At 62.4% G+C, this 18,129-nt stretch carries 13 protein-coding genes; 10 read left to right on the forward strand and 3 right to left on the reverse strand.

What is annotated here, in order from left to right; all coding sequences use genetic code 11:
* The first annotated feature begins 3 nt into the window (after positions 1-3).
* The 5 genes from MKI88_RS11055 (at position 4) to MKI88_RS11075 (ending at position 6,445) form a co-directional block, all read left to right on the forward strand.
* Positions 4-3,195, forward strand: coding sequence for an efflux RND transporter permease subunit (locus MKI88_RS11055; RefSeq protein ID WP_241631439.1), 3,192 nt, complete (start codon positions 4-6; stop codon positions 3,193-3,195).
* A complete protein-coding gene (locus tag MKI88_RS11060; RefSeq protein ID WP_241631440.1) occupies positions 3,192-4,694 on the forward strand; it encodes an efflux transporter outer membrane subunit in 1,503 nt (500 codons plus the stop codon). Before MKI88_RS11055 ends, MKI88_RS11060 begins: the two co-directional genes overlap by 4 nt.
* A gap of 86 nt (positions 4,695-4,780) precedes the next feature.
* Positions 4,781-4,972 (forward strand): hypothetical protein, encoded by a 192-nt coding sequence (locus tag MKI88_RS11065; protein WP_241631441.1) that lies wholly within the window; start codon positions 4,781-4,783, stop codon positions 4,970-4,972.
* Between the two features lie 217 nt (positions 4,973-5,189).
* Positions 5,190-5,702 carry a TetR/AcrR family transcriptional regulator gene (locus MKI88_RS11070; protein ID WP_241631442.1) on the forward strand — a complete coding sequence of 171 codons (513 nt, stop codon included), beginning with the start codon at positions 5,190-5,192 and terminating at the stop codon, positions 5,700-5,702.
* Complete coding sequence (locus tag MKI88_RS11075) at positions 5,699-6,445, forward strand: TetR/AcrR family transcriptional regulator (RefSeq protein ID WP_241631443.1); 747 nt, start codon at positions 5,699-5,701, stop codon at positions 6,443-6,445. Before MKI88_RS11070 ends, MKI88_RS11075 begins: the two co-directional genes overlap by 4 nt.
* Before the next feature lie 81 nt (positions 6,446-6,526).
* Here the strand turns inward: MKI88_RS11075 and MKI88_RS11080 are convergent, their stop codons facing one another.
* Positions 6,527-7,450 carry a LysR family transcriptional regulator gene (locus tag MKI88_RS11080; protein WP_241631444.1) on the reverse strand — a complete coding sequence of 308 codons (924 nt, stop codon included), beginning with the start codon at positions 7,448-7,450 and terminating at the stop codon, positions 6,527-6,529.
* A 285-nt stretch (positions 7,451-7,735) separates the two neighbouring features.
* Between MKI88_RS11080 and MKI88_RS11085 the strand changes: the two genes are divergently transcribed.
* The 4 genes from MKI88_RS11085 to MKI88_RS11100 all read left to right on the forward strand — a co-directional run bounded on the left by MKI88_RS11085 (position 7,736) and on the right by MKI88_RS11100 (position 15,003).
* On the forward strand, positions 7,736-8,731 hold the full coding sequence (locus MKI88_RS11085; protein WP_241631445.1) for a pyridoxamine 5'-phosphate oxidase family protein: 996 nt from the start codon (positions 7,736-7,738) through the stop codon (positions 8,729-8,731).
* Between the two features lie 569 nt (positions 8,732-9,300).
* A complete protein-coding gene (locus MKI88_RS11090) occupies positions 9,301-11,976 on the forward strand; it encodes a VCBS domain-containing protein (protein WP_241631446.1) in 2,676 nt (891 codons plus the stop codon).
* 40 nt (positions 11,977-12,016) lie between these two features.
* On the forward strand, positions 12,017-13,678 hold the full coding sequence (locus MKI88_RS11095) for a type I secretion system permease/ATPase (RefSeq protein ID WP_241631447.1): 1,662 nt from the start codon (positions 12,017-12,019) through the stop codon (positions 13,676-13,678).
* Positions 13,675-15,003 carry an HlyD family type I secretion periplasmic adaptor subunit gene (locus tag MKI88_RS11100; RefSeq protein WP_241631448.1) on the forward strand — a complete coding sequence of 443 codons (1,329 nt, stop codon included), beginning with the start codon at positions 13,675-13,677 and terminating at the stop codon, positions 15,001-15,003. The genes MKI88_RS11095 and MKI88_RS11100 overlap by 4 nt, the downstream gene beginning before the upstream one ends.
* Before the next feature lie 35 nt (positions 15,004-15,038).
* Here the strand turns inward: MKI88_RS11100 and MKI88_RS11105 are convergent, their stop codons facing one another.
* On the reverse strand, positions 15,039-15,203 hold the full coding sequence (locus tag MKI88_RS11105) for a DUF6481 family protein (protein WP_241631449.1): 165 nt from the start codon (positions 15,201-15,203) through the stop codon (positions 15,039-15,041).
* Positions 15,204-15,768: 565 nt separating this feature from the next.
* Positions 15,769-16,662, reverse strand: a complete 894-nt coding sequence (locus MKI88_RS11110; RefSeq protein WP_241631450.1) for a LysR family transcriptional regulator — start codon at positions 16,660-16,662, stop codon at positions 15,769-15,771.
* A gap of 150 nt (positions 16,663-16,812) precedes the next feature.
* Between MKI88_RS11110 and MKI88_RS11115 the strand changes: the two genes are divergently transcribed.
* The gene (locus MKI88_RS11115; RefSeq protein ID WP_241631451.1) at positions 16,813-18,129 is read left to right on the forward strand and encodes an MFS transporter; all 1,317 of its coding nucleotides are present in this window, start codon (positions 16,813-16,815) and stop codon (positions 18,127-18,129) included.

Genomic DNA, 18,129 nt, shown 5'->3' on the forward strand with positions numbered 1-18,129 from the left:
TTCATGAGACTAGCGCACTATTTCATTGACCGCCCACGCTACGCTGCGGTCGTGAACATCTTCATCGTGCTCGCGGGGCTGGCAACCGCGATGCTCCTGCCGATCGCCCAATATCCCAACATCGTCCCGCCCAATATCGACATCGTGACAAGCTTTCCCGGCGCTTCGGCCGATACGGTTGCCCGCACGGTCGCGACGCCGATCGAGCAGGCTGTCAACGGCGTCGAAGGCATGGACTATATCACGAGCCAGTCCACCGGAGACGGCAGGCTGACGACGACGGTCGTCTTCAAGGTCGGCGCCGATCCGAACACGGCCCTCATGTTGACGCGCAACCGCGTCCAGGACGTGCTCTCGCGCTTGCCACCGGAAGTCCAGCAACAAGGCGTGCAGGTCAACAAGACCATCAAGTCGCTGCTCCTGGGGATCCACATCTATTCCCCCGATGGCTCACGCAGCGTCGAGTACTTGTCCAACTACATGCTCAAGATCAAGGACGAGGTCGCGCGTGTTCCCGGCGTGTCGCAGTTCTGGAGCCTGGGCGAACGCCAATATGCCATGCGGATCTGGGTCGATCCGGACAAGGCCGCTGCCTATGATATCAGCGCGAAGGAAATCCTGGGTGCCCTGCGTGCGCAGAATGCCCAGGTCGCTGCCGGCGTCCTGAACCGGCCGCCGCATGCCGGCCACGGCGCCTATGAGGTCAATATCGAGACGCTTGGCCGTCTCGAGACACCCGAGCAGTTTGGCGACATAGTCATCAAGTCCGACGCGCAAGGGCGGGTCACGCGGATCCGGGATATCGGCCGCGTAGAGGTCGGTTCGGCGGACTATGGCTCGAAGGCTTATACCGACAAGGAGCCCTCGTCGCCCTCCTGGGTGATCGCAACGCCCGACGCGAACGTTATCGCCGTCCAGCACGCGGTCTGGGCGAAGCTGGAGGAGTTGAAGCAAAGCTTCCCGCCCGGCGTCGATTATATGCGCGTCTACGATCCGACCAACTTCGTCAGCCAGTCGATCGAGGAAGTGATTGTCACGATATTCATCGCGATCCTGCTCGTCGTCGGTGTCGTCTACCTTTTCCTGCAGAGCTGGCGGGCGACGCTGATCCCGGTGATCGCAATCCCGATCTCGCTCATCGGGACACTGACGGTTCTTGCGCTCACGGGGACGTCCATCAACAACCTTTCCCTTTTCGGCCTGGTCCTGGCCGTCGGCATCGTCGTCGACGACGCGATCGTGGTGGTCGAGAATGTCGAGCGAAACATGGCGCTGGGCCTTTCCCCGCGCGATGCCGCGCGCAGGACGATGTCGGAGGTCTCAAAGGCGCTGATCGCCATTGCACTCACACTCTGCGCCGTGTTCGTGCCCACCGCCTTCCTCTCGGGCATCTCGGGCATCTTCTTCAAGCAGTTCGCGATCACGATCGCGGCGTCGACGGTCATCTCGTGCTTCGTCTCGCTGACATTGAGCCCGGCACTGTGCGCCATGCTCCTCAGGCCTCACAAGAAGGGCGACGTCCACGAGGAGCCGCGAGGCCTGGCGCGCTTCCTCCATCCCTTCTTCCGTCGTTTCAACCATGGCTTTGAGCGGATGTCGTCATCCTATGGCAAGGTGACAGGTCGCCTCGTACGGGCAACCGGCGTCATGTTACTGGCCTATGCTGGCCTGGTCGGTCTCACGACGTTCCAGATGTCGCGCATGCCCACCGGCTTCATCCCGGACTCCGACATTGGCTATCTCGCGACTGTCGTGATGCTGCCACCCGGGTCGAGCCTCGATCGCACCGATGAGGTCATCCGGCAGGTCAACGAAATCGCGCTTGGCACTGAAGGCGTCGAACACACGTCTCCCATCGCCGGCTTCGATATCACGAGCTACACCGTGGCACCCAATATCGGTACGGTCTTCTCGGCGCTGCCTTCGCTCTACCGCAAGCACATCCCGGGCATCAACGCTGCCACCATGGTCAAGACCCTGCAGGCCAAGTTCGACGCGCAGATCAAGGATGCGGTCGTCGTCACGATCATGCCTCCGACGGTCCAGGGCCTGGGCAATGCGGGCGGCTTCAAGGCAATGCTCGAAGATCGCGCAGGTCTTGGGCCCGAGGCGCTTGCCAAGGCTGCAAATGACCTGGCTGCGGCCGCCAACAAGGATGGATCTTTTGCGGGCGTCTTCACGCTGTTCAATACCGGCGCGCCCTCGCTCTATACGGATGTCGATCGGCTGAAGGCGGAAAAACTGGGGCTTTCGTCCGACGACGTATTCTCCACGATGCAGCTCTATCTGGGCTCGCAATATGTGAACGACTTCAACCTGTCGGGACGCACCTATCCGGTCTTCGTCCAGGGCGACCAGCAATTCCGCTTGTCGGCCGACGACATTGCCAGGCTCAGAGTGCGCAATGCCACGGGCGACATGGTCCCTATCGGCGCGGTCGCGAGCTTCAAGGACCAGACAAAGCCGTACCGGGTGCCCCGTTACAACCTCTTCCCGGCCGCCGAGATCATCGGGGCCGCCGGACCTGGCGTCGCCTCGGGCACGGCGATGAAGCGACTGGAAGAATTGGCGCAACAGACCTTGCCCAACGGCATCGTGATGGAATGGACCGACATTGCCCGCCAGCAGCACCAGCAAGGCATTCCCACGGTCCTGATCTTCGCCGCCTCCGCGCTGTTCGTCTTCCTCGTGCTGACCGCGCAATATGAAAGCTGGAAGATTCCGCTCGCTATCCTGCTGATCATTCCTATGTGCCTGCTGGCCGCCTCCACAGGCCTCCAGTTGCGATCGATGCCAATCGACATTCTTGCCCAGATCGGCTTTGTCGTGCTGCTTGGCCTGGCGGCAAAGAATGCGATCCTGATCGTCGAGTTCGCAAAGCATCACCAGGATCGCGAGGGAGTTGGGCCAGAGGAGGCCGCGACGCTGTCGGCCCGGGAGCGACTGCGACCGATCCTGATGACCTCGCTTGCCTTCATAGCAGGCGTGTTCCCCCTCGTGATCGCTCACGGCGCGGGATCCGAGATGCGCCAGTCGCTCGGCACCGCCGTGTTCTTTGGAATGCTCGGGGTCACGATCTTCGGCCTGGTCTTCACGCCCGCATTCTACGCTGCCGTCCAAAGGCTGCGCGTCGGGAGGGCTCCAACTGCCCTTTCCCGCGATTTCACCCCGCTTGGCGACAGGAATCCCGCATGATCTCCAAACCCAAGAAAAGCGCCTGCATTGGCCGATACAGCCCGGTTCTCTGCCTGGTCCTCCAGGCCTGCGCGGTTGGCCCCGACTATGCAAGGCCGGAGACTAAGCTGGTCCCTTTCCACGCGAAGGTGGAAGCGTCGGCAATCCCGGCACGAGCGGCGGCGCCCCTGGATAGCTGGTGGACGGGGTTCAATGATCCCGTGCTGGTGACGGTGATCCAGCGCGCCCTCGACCAGAATCTTGATCTTGCAGCATCGCTCGCCCGCGTCCAGCAAGCCCGCGCCATAGCCAGGAGGGCGGGCGCCGACCTCTTGCCCAGCTTCGACGCGGCCGGGGCTGCCACCGCCTTCCGGCTGAGCGAGAACTCCGGCCAAAATGCCTTGCTCAGCCAGATTCCCGGCTTCCAACGCAACTTTGAAGACTATTCCGTGGGTGCGTCGGCAAGCTGGGAGATCGACCTCATGGGCGGCCTGGCGCGCGGTGCCAGGGCCGCCAGCGAAGAGGCAATGGCGGCCGAGGCAGACCGGATTGGGCTGCGCGTCACTGTCGCTGCCGATGCAGCCGACGCCTATCTCCAGGTTCGCGGCTATCAAGCCCGGCTCGCCGTTGCGCTCGACCAGGTGTCGAACGACAAACATCTCGCACGGCTCGTTGGCGATCGTTACAAGGCAGGGGCAGGGACCGGGCGCGAGGTTGCCCAGGCCGATGCCCTGTTGCGCCGCGCACGTGCGAGCATCCCCCCGCTGCGGATAGGCCTTGAGGCGCAGCTCAACCGGCTCGATGTCCTGATGGGGGTCCAGCCCGGGACCTATGCCCAGCAACTTGCAGAACCTGGGACCCTGCCGCCTGTCCCGGCAATCGCTGTGGATGCGGCGCCGACCGATATGCTGCGCCGAAGGCCGGACATCCTCGCGGCCGAGCGCCGGCTGGCGGCGTCGAGCGAGCGGATCGGCGTTGCGATCTCTGACTACTACCCCAAGATTTCACTCTCGGGCGCGCTTGGCTTCGGCAGCCTCAGCACTGGCAATTTGTTCAATGCAGGCTCTTTCCAGGCGCACGGGAGCGGGCTCATTCGCTGGCGCCTGTTCGACTTCGGCAAGGTAGACGCTGAGGTAAAGCAGGCGCGCGGTGCCAACGCGGAAGCGCTGGCGATTTATCGGCAAGTCGTGCTTCGCGCCGCCGAGGACGTTGAAAATGCCCTGGCCGCCTTTTCGCAGACGCAGCTTCGCACCAGCGAACTGGCAGCGCAGGTGCAGGCACTGACGAGGGCGCGCGACCTCTCCGAGCAGGCGTATCGAGCTGGCTCGATCCCGTTGACCGATGTGTTGAACGCCAATGCGGACCTGCTCGTGGCGCGGGACCAACTCGATACCGAACGTACCGCCATTGCACGCTCCGCGGTCGCTGTCTTTCGGGCACTGGGCGGAGGTTGGTCGCCACCGCCGGCGGGGTCGCGAGGCGCAACTGTCCTTGGCGCCAGCATTGAACCTGGAGACTGAAGCTTCGCCTGCGGATCGGGTGATTGATCCCAGGCGCCGTTGACCAGGTTTCCGACAGACTATTCCCCGCGAAGATGGAGGTGGAGATGACCAAGCAAATAGGCAGGGCAGGCAAAGACTTCTTCACGAGGCTTTGGCGAAGCTTGCAAGATTTCGCCGAAGTGGCCGAACTGTCGCAAACCGAACTGCTCGAACGACGCGTGGCGCAGATCGAGCGACAGCTTCGACAGCCGGAGGAACCCAAGGCCAGGCCGTCCATCGGTGCATCCAATGATTGATCAGCAAGAGGCCGCCCCATGAGGTCTAATGCGGAGGATATGCGACGCCCGGGAGATCTCGAAGGACAGTACGCATTCAGGAACGGTCCTTGCGTCATGGTCGACTTTGCCTTGCCTGGCAGCGCTGCCCGTGAAGATAAATCTTGCACTGCCTGGGCTATCTATCTATCAGGAGATAGATTTGGAGGTTATCATGAGTGACGTTGCAATTGCTATCATGGACGCCGCCGAAAAACGGATGCGCCTCGGTGGCTTCAACGGCTTCAGCTTCCGGGAGATCGCATCCGACGTCGGCATAAAGAGCTCGAGCGTCCACTACCATTTCCCGACCAAGGAAAACCTGGCCGCCGCCGTCATCCGCCGGCGTCAAAAGGAAACATCGGAGCGCATGGACCTGGAGTTCGCGATGAACCCGGATCCCGTGCAGGCCTGGTTCAAGGTGTTTCGCGCGACGCTGACCGAGTGCCGCATGTGTGCTTGCATCGTCCTCGGGGCCGCGCAGCTGGACTCGCCGTCCGAAGTGGCGGTGGCGGTGAAGAATTTCTTCAACATGTGCCTCGACAAGCTCGTCGAGCAGGGTCTCACCAAGGAGCGTGCCGCGGAACTGCTCGCGACACTCTCGGGCGCGATGGTCCTCGCAAATGCGCTTGGCGACGTCGAGGCATATGACCGGGCGACCTCGCAGATGATCAAGCAATCCGCCCGGCCTGCCGGGAGACTGAAGGCGTGACGGTACGGGGCGGGGCGGCTGTAATGTCGGGAGATTTGGTCGTGGATATGCAAGCAATGACCGGGCAAAGGCAGCTGCATGGCCAGCCTGGGCGGACGCGGATCGACAATGAAACGCTCTCGGTCGCCTTGAACCTCTTCCTCAGGAGGGGATATCTCGGGGCATCCGTCAAGGAACTTACCGCGGCGATGGGTATCGCCCGGCCGAGCCTCTACCGGTGCTACGGGAACAAGGAAGGCCTGTTCAAGCGGGCGCTCGAACTCCATTCGGAGCGGCATATCGCCTATTTGCGATCGGCCATTTGCGCACCGACGGCGCGCGAGGTCGTCGAGCACCTGCTCGTGCGCGCCCTCTCGGATCGAAACCCGTGCAGCGGCGTGCAGGGTTTCATCGGGCTGTTCTCGGCGCTTCCCGACGAAGCAGAGATCGCGGGGCTCCGCGAGATCGTCGCCGAGCACCATGGCCATGCGATCGAGTTGCTTGCCGAGCGGTTCGGGCAAGCACGCGACCAGGGGGAGTTTGCTGCCCATGCGTGCCCCAAGGTGGTTGCCTATATGCTTGAGTTCGTCATCCATGGCGTGGCGGTGCAAGGCCGCAACAGCGCACCGAATGTGGACCTTGGCGAGTTGATCGAGGTAATCTTCAGCGGATTGAAGCGACAGGACGGAGGACTTGCCGAACTCGCCCAGACGGCAAACCTCACCGGACTGATTGACGCTCTGGCGCCTGGTACTGGCGGATAGGGCTCCGTTGCGCTGCCCCGGGCATGCCGGGGTCGCACCTGCTCACGGGGCAGCGCACGGGTTTCCAATCGCGCCAGGGCTTCATTTCGCCCCAGACGCCGATCCCAAGAGTCTTATTGCCTTCCTTAGCCGTGGCGCGGCGAAGTCGAGAAATCGCCGCATCTTGAGCGGCATCTGCGCGCGTGCCGCATGCACCAAATGGACGGGAAAGGGTTCGAGCTCGAATCCATCGAGCACGATGGCGAGCTGGCCCGCGCGCACTGCCTCGTCAATTTGGTAATGCAGCTGACGGGAGAGACCCACGCCGCGCACCGCAGCTTCAAGCGCAGCCTCTGCATTGGTGGTCAAGCGGGGGGTGATCGGTAGTTCGAAGATCGAGCCTTTCGCGGGATCTCGGAAACGCCAGCTGCAGGTTGCGTTTGGACCGTCGGGAGAGACGCAGGGAAGATCCCTAAGGTCATCCGGCTTCTGCGGGATGCCGTACTTGGCGAGAAAGGTTGGGCTTGCGCAGACGACCCCGCGGATTGCACCCACCTTCGTTGCAATCATGGCGCTGTCTGGAAGCTGCCCGATCCTGACAGCCATGTCGACCTGGTCATCGAGCAGGTTGACGTTCCGGTCGTCGAGCACCAGGCGGATGTTGATCTCGGGGAATTGCGCCAGGAAGTCGGACACGATCGGCACGACATGCAGGCGCCCGAAGCACAAGGGTGCGGTGATCACCAGGTCACCTTTTGGCGCGACGAACTCGCCCGCAGCCTCGCGCTCTGCCTCCTCGACGAACTCGACGATCCGCTTGGCGGCCCCGGCATAGGCCATACCGGTATCGGTGAGCGCGAGCGTGCGGGTCGTTCGCGCAAGCAATTGCGTGCCCAAATGGCTTTCGAGATCCGCGATCTTTCGGCTGATCGTTTGAACCGGCACACGCATGTCACGCGCCGCCGCCGAGAAGCTGCCTTTTTCGATGACCGCTAGCAGGATGGTCATTGCCTCGATGCGATCCATGGAGCTTCCTGAATTTCGTGAAACTGTTTCACGATCCTACCCGAATAATCGTCCTTGATGCGATCCCAGGAGCTTCCCGGATTTCGTGAAAGTGTTTCACGATTCTACCCGATTACCTGTCGTGAAATGAAGACGCATATCGAGACTGCGGAGAACGCTGCCGCCGAAGGCGTCGCCTCAAACTTGCGTGGTACTTCGCAATGGGCCGAAGCCGGCTGCGTGGCTGTTATGGACCGGGAGAGTGACTGTGTTCTGCGTTGTCAATGACCACGAAGCAGCGGCAGCATGGGTGCAACAGGCGCCATCGCCCAGGCGCGGGGCTACTGCGTAGCCATGGACACCGATTCGACTGCGGATGGCTATCCGCCACTTCCCTGGCACGCGGGGGAATTGGAGATCCAGAATCACATCGGCGATGCCGCTCGAATGGCAGAAATCGGCCGCCGCACGATACGGCCATTCCTCATCGAACAGCATCGAGACTTCTTCCCTCTACTCGCCTTCATCGTTATCGGGGCGGTCGACCAGGAAGGTGACCCGTGGGCGACCCTGCGCGCCGGCACCCCGGGCTTCGCCAGTTCGCCCGACCCGCTGCACCTGCGCATTGCGACGATCCAGGAGGACCAGGATCCTGCCGATGCGGCCATGAAGGACGGAGATGCCATCGGCCTGCTTGGGATCGACCTTGCCACGCGGCGCCGCAACCGGCTGAACGGTCGCATCGAGGGGCGCGACGCGGAAGGCCTTTCGGTGGCCGTCGACCAAAGCTTCGGCAACTGCCCGCAATACATCCAACGCCGCGCGTTCAGCTTCCACCGCCCCTCGGACACGCCCTCGCCAATCGCGGCGCGGCACACGACTCGCTTTGATGAACGCGCCCGCGCGATAATTTCTGCGTCAGACGGGTTCTACGTCGCCAGCTATGTGGACCTGGAGACGGGCGGTCGGCAGGTCGATGTTTCGCACCGGGGCGGCAAGCCAGGCTTTGTCGGGATCAACGACGAGGACACGCTGACCGTGCCGGACTATCCCGGCAACCACTTCTTCTCGACGCTTGGGAACATGCGGCTGAATGCACGCGCCGGCCTGGTCTTCATCGATTTCGATACAGGGGACTTGCTGCAGGTCACAGGGGATACCGAAGTCGATCTCGAACGACCAGGTCCTTCATTTGGGATCGCGGAACGCCTGTGGCGCTTGAGGCCGCGCCAGATTGTCTATCGGCCACTCGGGCTCCCCCTGCATTGGGCCGACATCGCGCGCCCGGAGAAAGGCGACTAAGCGTCGGGTCTCGGCCGGATGGAGCCGACCGCCAGGCCGGCATTCATGCGCGCGCCGGGGGGGCGACCTGCTATGCCCAAGGTTGCGGACGCTTTGATAGCGGCGGTCCGCGCCCAAGCTCACATTTCCGGAGTCCCAAAAATGGAGGCGGCAGCTACAGTAGGTCATGTGCCGGCGCGAAGCGCCAATCCGAATACAAATGCCTTCACTGTGATGAAGTTACATTCAAATCGAGCCGAGGCAATGAACTTCGCATCGCACAACATTCCGGCAGTTCCATGGAACAATGAATAGATGACCGCTTTCAAGACTTGGAATGGGCGCGCCCAACGGCTAATTTGTCGGCGGATCCGGCCCTTGGCTCCAGTCTTGCAGCAACGAATTCTTTCGCGGCAGTTCTCTTAAACAGTTTCGTTAATGGTCAAAATTGGGACGCACGGAAGACATATACCCTCAGTTATATTTACTAAGTTTTTACCCAAAGGCACGCTCGCCGTCTTTAGGGGAACCTCGTTTGGAAGTCTGCTGGTGCAGGCAATCCATCCGGGGCGTGAGCGAGGGTGGGGTAAATGCCGACGGTACCAGCGAAAACGACCATAAAGGTCGCGATCACCAACAACGCCGCAAAGGATGACAGCTTCAGCGGTTCGGGTCTGGAGTGGCTCAGTGAGGACGGAAGCCTTGTCGGTTCGCTGAATGTGCTGGGCAATGACCCCGGATCCGCGCACCTCTGGGCCGTATCGAGCACGGCGCCAACCGGCACCGGCTATTTGCCTCAGGAGAGCGTTGGAAGCACCGACAGCTTCAACGTCGACTTTCATGGCAACACATATCAGGGTGTTCTGACGCTGAATGCCGATGGCACGGTCGGCTTTGATCTCAGCAGCATATTGGGCGAGATCGGCAGCCTTGCGGAAGGTGAGTCCATCATGACCACCTTCTATTACACGGCCCGCATGGCCAACGGCGCGCTGAGCACCGCGAAGGTCACGATCGAGATCACGGGCGAAAACGACGCGCCAACGCTCGCGGCTACTACCGGACTCTTTTTCGACACCGAATTCAACGACGACTTCTCGCCCATCGGCGGGCAGCTTCCGGGACATGACGTCGATCACAATGCCGTGCTTCATTATGGATTTGTGGGCAGCGAAACCGGAGAAAGCCCATATGGTGCGCTGACGGTTGGAGCAGATGGCACCTGGAGCTTCGATCCCGACGATGCTGCCATCAATGCGCTCAAAACCACCGAGATTGTGACCTTCAACGTCTATGTTGAAGACGAGCATGGAGCACGGGCCGAGAGCACGGTAACGATCACGCTCCATGGAGCAAATGATGCCCCGACGCTGGCGCCGGTGGCACCGGGGTCGGTGGCCGAGGTCGACCAGAGCAGCGCGACGCTCGATGCGGGGCTGTCGGGAACGCTGGTGGGCGCCGATGTCGATGCCGGCGAGACGCTCGTCTATGGCATTGCGGGCGGCACCGACAATGGCGACGGCACGGTGAGCTATGTCGGCGGCTTCGGCACGCTGACGGTGACCACCGCGACGGGCGGCTATGTCTATGTGAAGAACGCCGCGGCGATCGAGGCGCTCGATACCGGCGACACGCCGGTCGACAGCTTCAGCGTGACGGTGAGCGATGGCGACGGTGCGCCGGTGGCGCAGACCTATAGCATCAACCTGACGGGGGCGGACGATACCCCGACCTTGGCGCCGGTGGCGCCGGGGTCGGTGGCCGAGGTTGATCAGAGCGGCGCGACGCTCGATGCGGGGCTGTCGGGGACGCTGGTGGGCGCCGATGTCGATGCGGGCGAGACGCTCGTCTATGGCATTGTGGGCGGCACCGACAATGGCGACGGCACGGTGAGCTATGTCGGCAGCTTCGGCACGCTGACGGTGACGACCGCGACGGGCGGCTATGTCTATGTGAAGAACGCCGCGGCGATCGAGGCGCTCGATACCGGCGACACGTCGGTCGACAGCTTCAGCGTGACGGTGAGCGATGGCGATGGCGCACCAGTGGCGCAGACCTATAGCATCAACCTGACGGGGGCAGACGATGCTCCGACACTGGCGCCGGTGGCGCCGGGCTCGGTGGCCGAGGTCGACCAGAGCAGCGCGACACTCGATGCGGGGCTGTCGGGAACGCTGGCGGGCGCCGATGTCGATGCGGGCGACACGCTCGTCTATGGCATTGTGGGCGGCACCGACCATGGCGACGGCACGGTGAGCTATGTCGGCAGCTTCGGTACGCTGACGGTGACGACCGCGACGGGCGGCTATGTCTATGTGAAGAACGCCGCGGCGATCGAGGCGCTCGACGCGGGCGACGCGCCCGTCGACAGCTTCAGCGTGACGGTGAGCGACGGTGATGGCGCACTGGTCGCCCAGACCTACAGCGTCAACCTGACGGGGGCGGACGATGGTCCGATCAGACAGGCGCCGACCGACATCGATCTTGTGGTCAATCCCGCGAGCGTGACGCAGAACAATGTGAGCAATTTCAACTTCAGCGCATCCATTGTCGCGACCGATACCGACAGCGGAGGGTTCAGCTTTACATTTGCAGACGGGAGCACAAGCCTGACCAATGGCGGCAATATTTTTGCCATCAGCGGAAACACGCTGTCGACGGGCAACCTTGCGGGCAGCACAACCTACACGCTGACGCTTAGGGCTACGCAGACGGGCGATCCCGCAGGAATGTTCTATGACGAGACGTTCCAGATCATTACCGGCAAGACAGGCAATCAGGACGATACGTTGCCGGGTGGAACGCCGTCCTCGACCGACGATGTCCTGTTCGGCGGTGCCGGCATTGACGTGATCTTTGGTGGAACCGGCGACGATACACTGTTCGGTCAGGGCGGGGCCGACCAGCTCAATGGCGACGCCGGAAACGACACGCTATATGGAGGTGCGGGCGCCGACTTCTTCGTCTTCCTGACCAAGAGCGACGGTGTCGATATGATCACCGATTTCTCGGTGGTCGACGACACGATCCGTCTCGAGAACAGTGGCGCAGACGGCTTCTCGGCGCTCACGACTTTGGGCACACTGAACAGCGCCGCATTCTACGCGGGGGGCGCTGCTCATGATGCTGACGACCGGATCATCTACAATCCTGTCGATGGCAAGCTCTACTATGATGCCGATGGCAATGGCGCAGGCGCGGCGATCCATCTTGCGACGCTGGGAACCGGCCTTGCGATTACCAACACCGATTTCGTTGTGATCTGAGCGATCCAAGGGGGGCGCGATGAGCGGCATGAGAGAGTTGATGCAAATCAAGACTGCGGCGCGGGCGGCGATCGGCGCCAGCCTTGCGATCAACCTGCTCTCTCTCGTCACGCCACTATATTTCATCCAAGTCTATGATCGGGTCCTGTCTTCGCGCAGCTTAGCAACGCTCGTAGCGGTGACGCTCGTGACGTTGCTGGTCATCGCCTTGCTTGCCGGGTTCGATCTGCTTCGCAACCTCATCTTCGCCAAGGCCAGCGCGACAGTTTATGCAGAGCTTGAAGCACGCGTGTTTGCGGCTTGTCGGCGCTGCGCTTTGGCGGGCGGTTCGGGCCGTCGCGCCCGGCCGCTCGATGATCTGGAAATGGTTCGCGGTTTCCTCGCTAGCGCCACGCCAGGCGCATTGTTCGATCTGGTGTTCGTGCCGCTGTTCGTGCTCGCGCTCTTTGTCGTTCATGAGGCGCTCGGCGTACTGACCATTGCTTTCATCATCGGACTAGGATTGCTGGCTTTTGCCCAGCGATCCGCGATGGCGCGAACGACTGACATCTCCTTCGAGGAATTCAGAAAGGCGCGCGACACCGCTGAGGCGCATCTTCGCGATATCGAGCCGGGCATGGCCATGGGATTCGCTTCGCGCGCAGACGCCCGCTCGGCCGCGGCCAATCGCAGTGCGATTACCGCGCAGATGCTGGCCTCTGCGACGACCGGGAGCATAACCTCGGTCATCAAAGGCATCCGCCAGGCAAGCCAGATTCTCGTCATTGCGCTTGCCGCGTTTCTCGCGCTCAGAGGGTCGGTCAGCATGGGCGCGATCATCGCCGCATCGATCCTGTTTTCGAAAGCGTTCGCCCCGATCGACCAGCTTGTCGGGACTTGGCGAACCCTGTTCGAGGTACGCGGGGCGTGGGCGCGCCTTGGCGGCCTTGCTGCAACGGCCGAGGAGGAGGGCACTTCACCGATGTCGCTCCCCGCGCCGACAGGTGCGATTTCTATGAGCGGCGTTGTTGCCGGCGCACCGGGCGGCAGTATCGCAATATTGAAGGGTGTATCGCTGACTCTCGAAGCAGGGGAGTCGCTTGGGATCATCGGCCCCTCGGGCTCGGGAAAGTCGACCCTGGCGCGCGTTTTGCTCGGTGTTTGGCCGGTCAGCCAGGGTGTCGTCAGGCTCGACGGCGCGGACCTGTCGCTTCTCGATCCAGATCAGCTTGGCCCCCATATTGGGTATGTTCCGCAGAGCTTGGATCTGGCGCCCGGTACCATCGCCGAGAATATCAGGCGTTTTGGCGCTGACGATCCTGAGGCGGTGGTGGCAGCGGCGATCGAGGCGGGAGCACACCAGATGATCCTCGCTCAGCCCAAAGGGTATGACACAGTCGTCGGCGGACCCGGATTCGCGCTTTCCGCCGGTCAGAAACAGCGTATCGGGTTGGCGCGTGCGCTTTACGGCACACCTGCGTTGCTGGTGCTCGACGAGCCCGATACCGGTCTCGATCGCGACGGCGAACTGGCGCTGGCGAATGCGATTAAAAGTTTGAGAGCGCGCAAGGCAACAGTGCTGGTAGTTGCGCACCGCCCTTCGATGATAACCGGTCTCGACAAGGTCCTGGTCCTTGCCGATGGCCGCGTCCAGAAATTCGGCCCCTCTGCGGAGATACTGCCGCATGTCGTTCCCGGCGCGGCAAGGAGGATACCCGCATGACCGTGGTCAGCGCGACAGAGAGGCTGGCGCTGGCCGAGAGCCTTGCCGCGGCCCCTTCGAAGGTTATCAGGCGTCTCGCGATCGGGTGCACCGCTGCGCTGGTTCTCATCTCGGCGTGGTCTGTATTCGTGCCCATAGCTAGTGGCGCGGTCGCCCCAGGCCAGTTGGCGATCGAAAACAGGCGGAAAACGCTCCAGCATATGGATGGCGGAATCGTCCAGACGGTTGCCGTGCGCGAAGGCTCACGGGTGCGTGCGGGCGATTTGCTCATCCGTCTCAACGACAACGAGGCGCGGCTCAATGTGAAGGTGCTTCAGGCGCAGGTGGATTCGCTCAGGGCAGAGGAGGCGGTGCGGCTTGCGGAACTCTCGGCGACCGCGCAAGTAGCTTTTCCCGGAGACCTGTTGGCACGCTCCAATGATCCCGATGTGGCACTGATACTCGAAGCCCAGCGCACGGCCTTCAAGGCACGGCGCAGCAATGCGTCGGGTCGCAAGTCGCAGCTTGCGCAGAAGTCCCGGCAATTCGGAAGCGAGGTGGCGGGCGCCAGCGCGCAGGTGAATGCGAGGGAAACCCAGATCGCACTCATGGAGAGCGAACTTCGCGATCTGCAGGCATTGTTTGAAAAGGGCTATGTCACAAAGGGGCGGATACTTGCGCTGCAGCGTGCCATTGCGCAAACGCGGGGGGATCGCTCGGCGCTCGGCTCCGAAGCTGAACGGCTCAGATCACAAGCGTTGGAATCACAGATAGAAACCCGGCAGGTTGATCGCGAGGCAAGCACTGATGCAGCCAATGCGTTGCGCGAAATCCGGAACGAACTGGTGCAGGCTATCGACAAGCTTGCGGTCGCACGTGAAGTCCTCGCGCGAACCGAAATTCGCGCGCCAATTGCCGGAACCGTTGTCGGCTTGCAGCTATCTACGATCGGCGGCGTCATTCGCCCTGGCGAGGCGCTTCTCGACATCGTGCCGGAAGCCGATCGGCTAGTGGTCAGCGCACGGATATCACCGATACACGCCGATGATGTCCGGATCGATCAACCGGCTTTCATTCGCTTCGACGCTGCTGGCACCCGCTCCGCGCCGATGCTGGAGGGCAAGGTACTAAAACTGTCCGCCGACGCGCTGACAGACAGTCGGACCGGCGAGAGTTATTTCGAGGCCGCGATTTCGATACCGGACAATGAGGCCACAAAGCTCCCAAAGTCGCTGTTGAAACCGGGTCTTCCGGCGGAGGTTCTCATAAAGACCGGCGAGCGAACGGCGCTCGCATATCTGCTCGCCCCGCTGACGCGTGCGACTTTCCACGCGATGCGCGAATAGAGACGTTGGAGCCGGAGACGGCCGCCTGCAATTCGTCATCGATCGGAGATACACTGAAATTCCGCAATCCGCGTTTTGGTCCCAAGAAGCAGACCGGCCGCTGGCTTTGGCTTGTTCTTCAGCATCTCCAGAGCCTTGGCCTTGGCGCTGTTTGCGGCAGCAACCCGGTCGTTGAAGCCCGGTTCCTTGAATCCTCGCATCAAATCTATCTCTGTCTCGTCGTTGGTCGCTGGGGAAGGAGAGCCCCTTACAGAAAACTGCACGCTGTGCCCAACTTATGTGACACCGTAGGTGCTACCCGCACGTCACTGCGGCCGTGTCCACCGTAAATTGTGGGAGCGTCGCGTCAGAGCTTGATGAATGGATGACAGCTATTACGTGGCCTGGATGAAGGCTTGAACGGCCGAAATGTCGGCGGCTCTGGGCGCAGCCTTGGCCTGCGGGGGAGCGGCAGCAGCCGACCAACATACGCCGTTCCGATGCGGAGCCGGGAATGTCCGCTCGCGCGGAATCCAGCCATTCGCAAGTTTAACAGCTGCCGGGCAGCATGGCGCCCCAATAACGAACATTCCAGCTATTTTGGCTTTCGCCTGAAAGCAACCGCGCCGCATCTGACTCCGTTCCGCCGTTCAGCATGGAGTTGGAAGGCCCGGGGAATGGCGCGCCACCGCTTCCAGTAGTGTTTTCGGACGGTGCCCTTCACCTCGATTGGCGGCACGAACCTGTTGTTGGTATTTCCACTCGCCATCTTCGCCAGGCGGCGGATCAGCGCTTGTGTCGTACGGTAGCAATGAACGCCGCCAGGGCTGGCGACTGCTGGCGGCGGCTTGGATAGTAGAGGTGATAGCCTGGGAACGGGGGGCACCATTCTTCGAGCACCTGCACGAGAGATCCCGCGTCAAGCTGATCCTGCAAATAGTCGCGCGGCAAATAGCAAAGACCGAGGCCATCGACGGCGGCCTGACGGACAATGGCGATGCCGTTGACGACCAGTTGCCCTTCCACACGCACGTTTACAGGACGGCCGTCCCGTTCGAGGTCCCAGACCGAGTTTCCGCCCCTCGCCTGGTGCCGCAAGTTGATGCAATTGTGATTGGCCAGGTCATCGGGTGTCTGAGGCGTGCCGTGGGTGTCCAGATATTCGGGCGACGCGGCGATCGCCATCTGCATGTCCGGACCGATGGGTACCGCGATCATGTCCTGCGCCAGAGTTTCGCCCAAGCGAACGCCTGCGTCGAAACGCTCGGCTACGATATCGACGAAGCCGTTGTCGATCATCAGTTCGACGGAAAGGTCCGGGTAGAGCGGGAGGAGCTTCGCCAAGGCTGGTAGCAGGATGCTCTCGGCAGGCTGGTCTCCCGTGGTGATCCGCAACGTGCCAGCAGGCTTGTCTCGCAGTTCGGTCAGGCCGTCGAGTTCGTCGGCAACCTTATCGAAGTGCGGGCCGACACGTTCGAGCAGGCGCTCGCCAGGCTCGGTCGTCGAGACGCTGCGGCTCGTTCGGGTTAGCAAGCGTACGCCAAGCCGCTCCTCGAGTTTGCGGATGGTATGGCTGAGAGCAGACGGTGAGACGCCCAGCTTGGCAGCCGCGCGGGTGAAGCTGCGCTCTCGCGCCACTGCCAGAAAGGCCACCAGGTCCGCCATGGTTTCGCGATGCATCGATGAATCCTGCTCACAGCCGCATGCCGATCATAGCGGCTAATCCGCACGATGTGGATGGCCTAACTAGGCTGCATGGAAATAGCTCAACCTAATATTCCGGCGCCCCAACGTTCGGAAAGCCACGCCCCGGGCGGCGGATGGCCGGCCGTGTTCGCGCTGACGCTCTGCGTTTCGACGCTGATCGCGTCGGAGTTCCTGCCCGTCAGCCTGCTCACCCCGATCGCGTCGAGCCTGCACATCACCGAAGGCCATGCCGGCCAAGGAATCGCGGTGTCGGGCATCTTTGCCGTCATCACGAGCTTGTTCATCGCCTCCGCCAGTCGCGGGATCGATCGACGCATCCTTCTGCTGGCGCTGACCGCCGCCATGATCGTCTCGGGCGTTATCGTCGCGGGGGGGCCCAACTATCTGATCTTCATGATCGGCCGGGCACTGCTAGGGGTAGTCATCGGCGGCTTCTGGTCGATGTCGACCGCCACCGTCATGCGCCTGGTGCCCGAGGAGGCAGTGCCCCGTGCCTTGGCCCTGCTCAACGGCGGCAATGCGCTGGCGACCACGATCGCAGCACCGCTCGGCAGCTATCTGGGCCAGTATATCGGCTGGCGCGGTGCGTTTTTCTTCGTCGTTCCGCTCGCAGCAGTCACCTTCGTCTGGCTGTTCACGTCCCTTCCGAAGATGCCCAGTCGCGAGCGCGCCAGCGGCATGGCTGCGTTTCAGGCCCTCCGCCGGCCGCAGGTGCCGCTCGGCATGCTCGCGGTGGCGCTGTTCTTCATGGGCCAGTTCGCGCTGTTCACCTATCTGCGCCCATTCCTAGAGACTATTACCGGGGTTAATGTCACGACGCTCTCGCTGATGCTGCTTGGTCTTGGCCTTGCGGGTCTTGCCGGAACCTACGCCATTGGCGTCGCGCTAAGGCATTCGCTTTTCGGACTGCTCATCGGCATGCCGCTGGTGATGGCAGCGATCGCAGCGGCACTGGTCGCCGTTGGTCAGTCCGCGACAAGCGTGGCGATCTTGCTCGTGCTGTGGGGCGCGATCGGCACCGCGGCACCGGTGGCCTGGTGGACCTGGGTCAGCAAGGCCTTGCCCGACGAAGCCGAAGCCGGCGGGGGGCTGATGGTTGCTGTCGTTCAGCTCGCGATAACCTTGGGGGCTTCGGCTGGGGGGATGCTGTTCGACCGGTGGGGTTACCAGTCCACCTTCCTTGCCAGCGCCGCGCTTCTGGCCGGCTCGGCTCTGGCCGCTGTCCTCGCCGCCCGCGCGCCGAACCCGGCCTGGACGCCCCTCGTCACGTCACCACCGCAGCATTTTGAACCGGAGCGTATCGATGCACCATGCCTTTTTTGCCCGCAAATCGCCAAGCCGACGGTTACTCAAGGACGGAACGCTCCTTGCCGCCGCCGCGCTCGCTTTCGGCTTTGCACAGCCCGCGCTCGCTCAATCCGGCACGAGCCAACCCAATAG

This window comes from Sphingomonas sp. LaA6.9 (assembly GCF_022601895.1).
In the GTDB taxonomy this organism is placed as follows: domain Bacteria; phylum Pseudomonadota; class Alphaproteobacteria; order Sphingomonadales; family Sphingomonadaceae; genus Sphingobium_A.

What these genes read in the sequence shown, in the direction of transcription:
- MKI88_RS11055 (WP_241631439.1), top strand. Translation starts at nt 4, where the DNA reads ATGAGACTAGCGCACTATTTCATTGACCGCCCACGCTACGCTGCGGTC.
- MKI88_RS11060 (WP_241631440.1), top strand. Translation starts at nt 3,192, where the DNA reads ATGATCTCCAAACCCAAGAAAAGCGCCTGCATTGGCCGATACAGCCCG.
- MKI88_RS11065 (WP_241631441.1), top strand. Translation starts at nt 4,781, where the DNA reads ATGACCAAGCAAATAGGCAGGGCAGGCAAAGACTTCTTCACGAGGCTT.
- MKI88_RS11070 (WP_241631442.1), top strand. Translation starts at nt 5,190, where the DNA reads ATGGACGCCGCCGAAAAACGGATGCGCCTCGGTGGCTTCAACGGCTTC.
- MKI88_RS11080 (WP_241631444.1), bottom strand. Translation starts at nt 7,450, where the DNA reads ATGGATCGCATCGAGGCAATGACCATCCTGCTAGCGGTCATCGAAAAA.
- MKI88_RS11085 (WP_241631445.1), top strand. Translation starts at nt 7,736, where the DNA reads ATGGGTGCAACAGGCGCCATCGCCCAGGCGCGGGGCTACTGCGTAGCC.
- MKI88_RS11090 (WP_241631446.1), top strand. Translation starts at nt 9,301, where the DNA reads ATGCCGACGGTACCAGCGAAAACGACCATAAAGGTCGCGATCACCAAC.
- MKI88_RS11095 (WP_241631447.1), top strand. Translation starts at nt 12,017, where the DNA reads ATGCAAATCAAGACTGCGGCGCGGGCGGCGATCGGCGCCAGCCTTGCG.
- MKI88_RS11100 (WP_241631448.1), top strand. Translation starts at nt 13,675, where the DNA reads ATGACCGTGGTCAGCGCGACAGAGAGGCTGGCGCTGGCCGAGAGCCTT.
- MKI88_RS11105 (WP_241631449.1), bottom strand. Translation starts at nt 15,203, where the DNA reads ATGCGAGGATTCAAGGAACCGGGCTTCAACGACCGGGTTGCTGCCGCA.
- MKI88_RS11110 (WP_241631450.1), bottom strand. Translation starts at nt 16,662, where the DNA reads ATGCATCGCGAAACCATGGCGGACCTGGTGGCCTTTCTGGCAGTGGCG.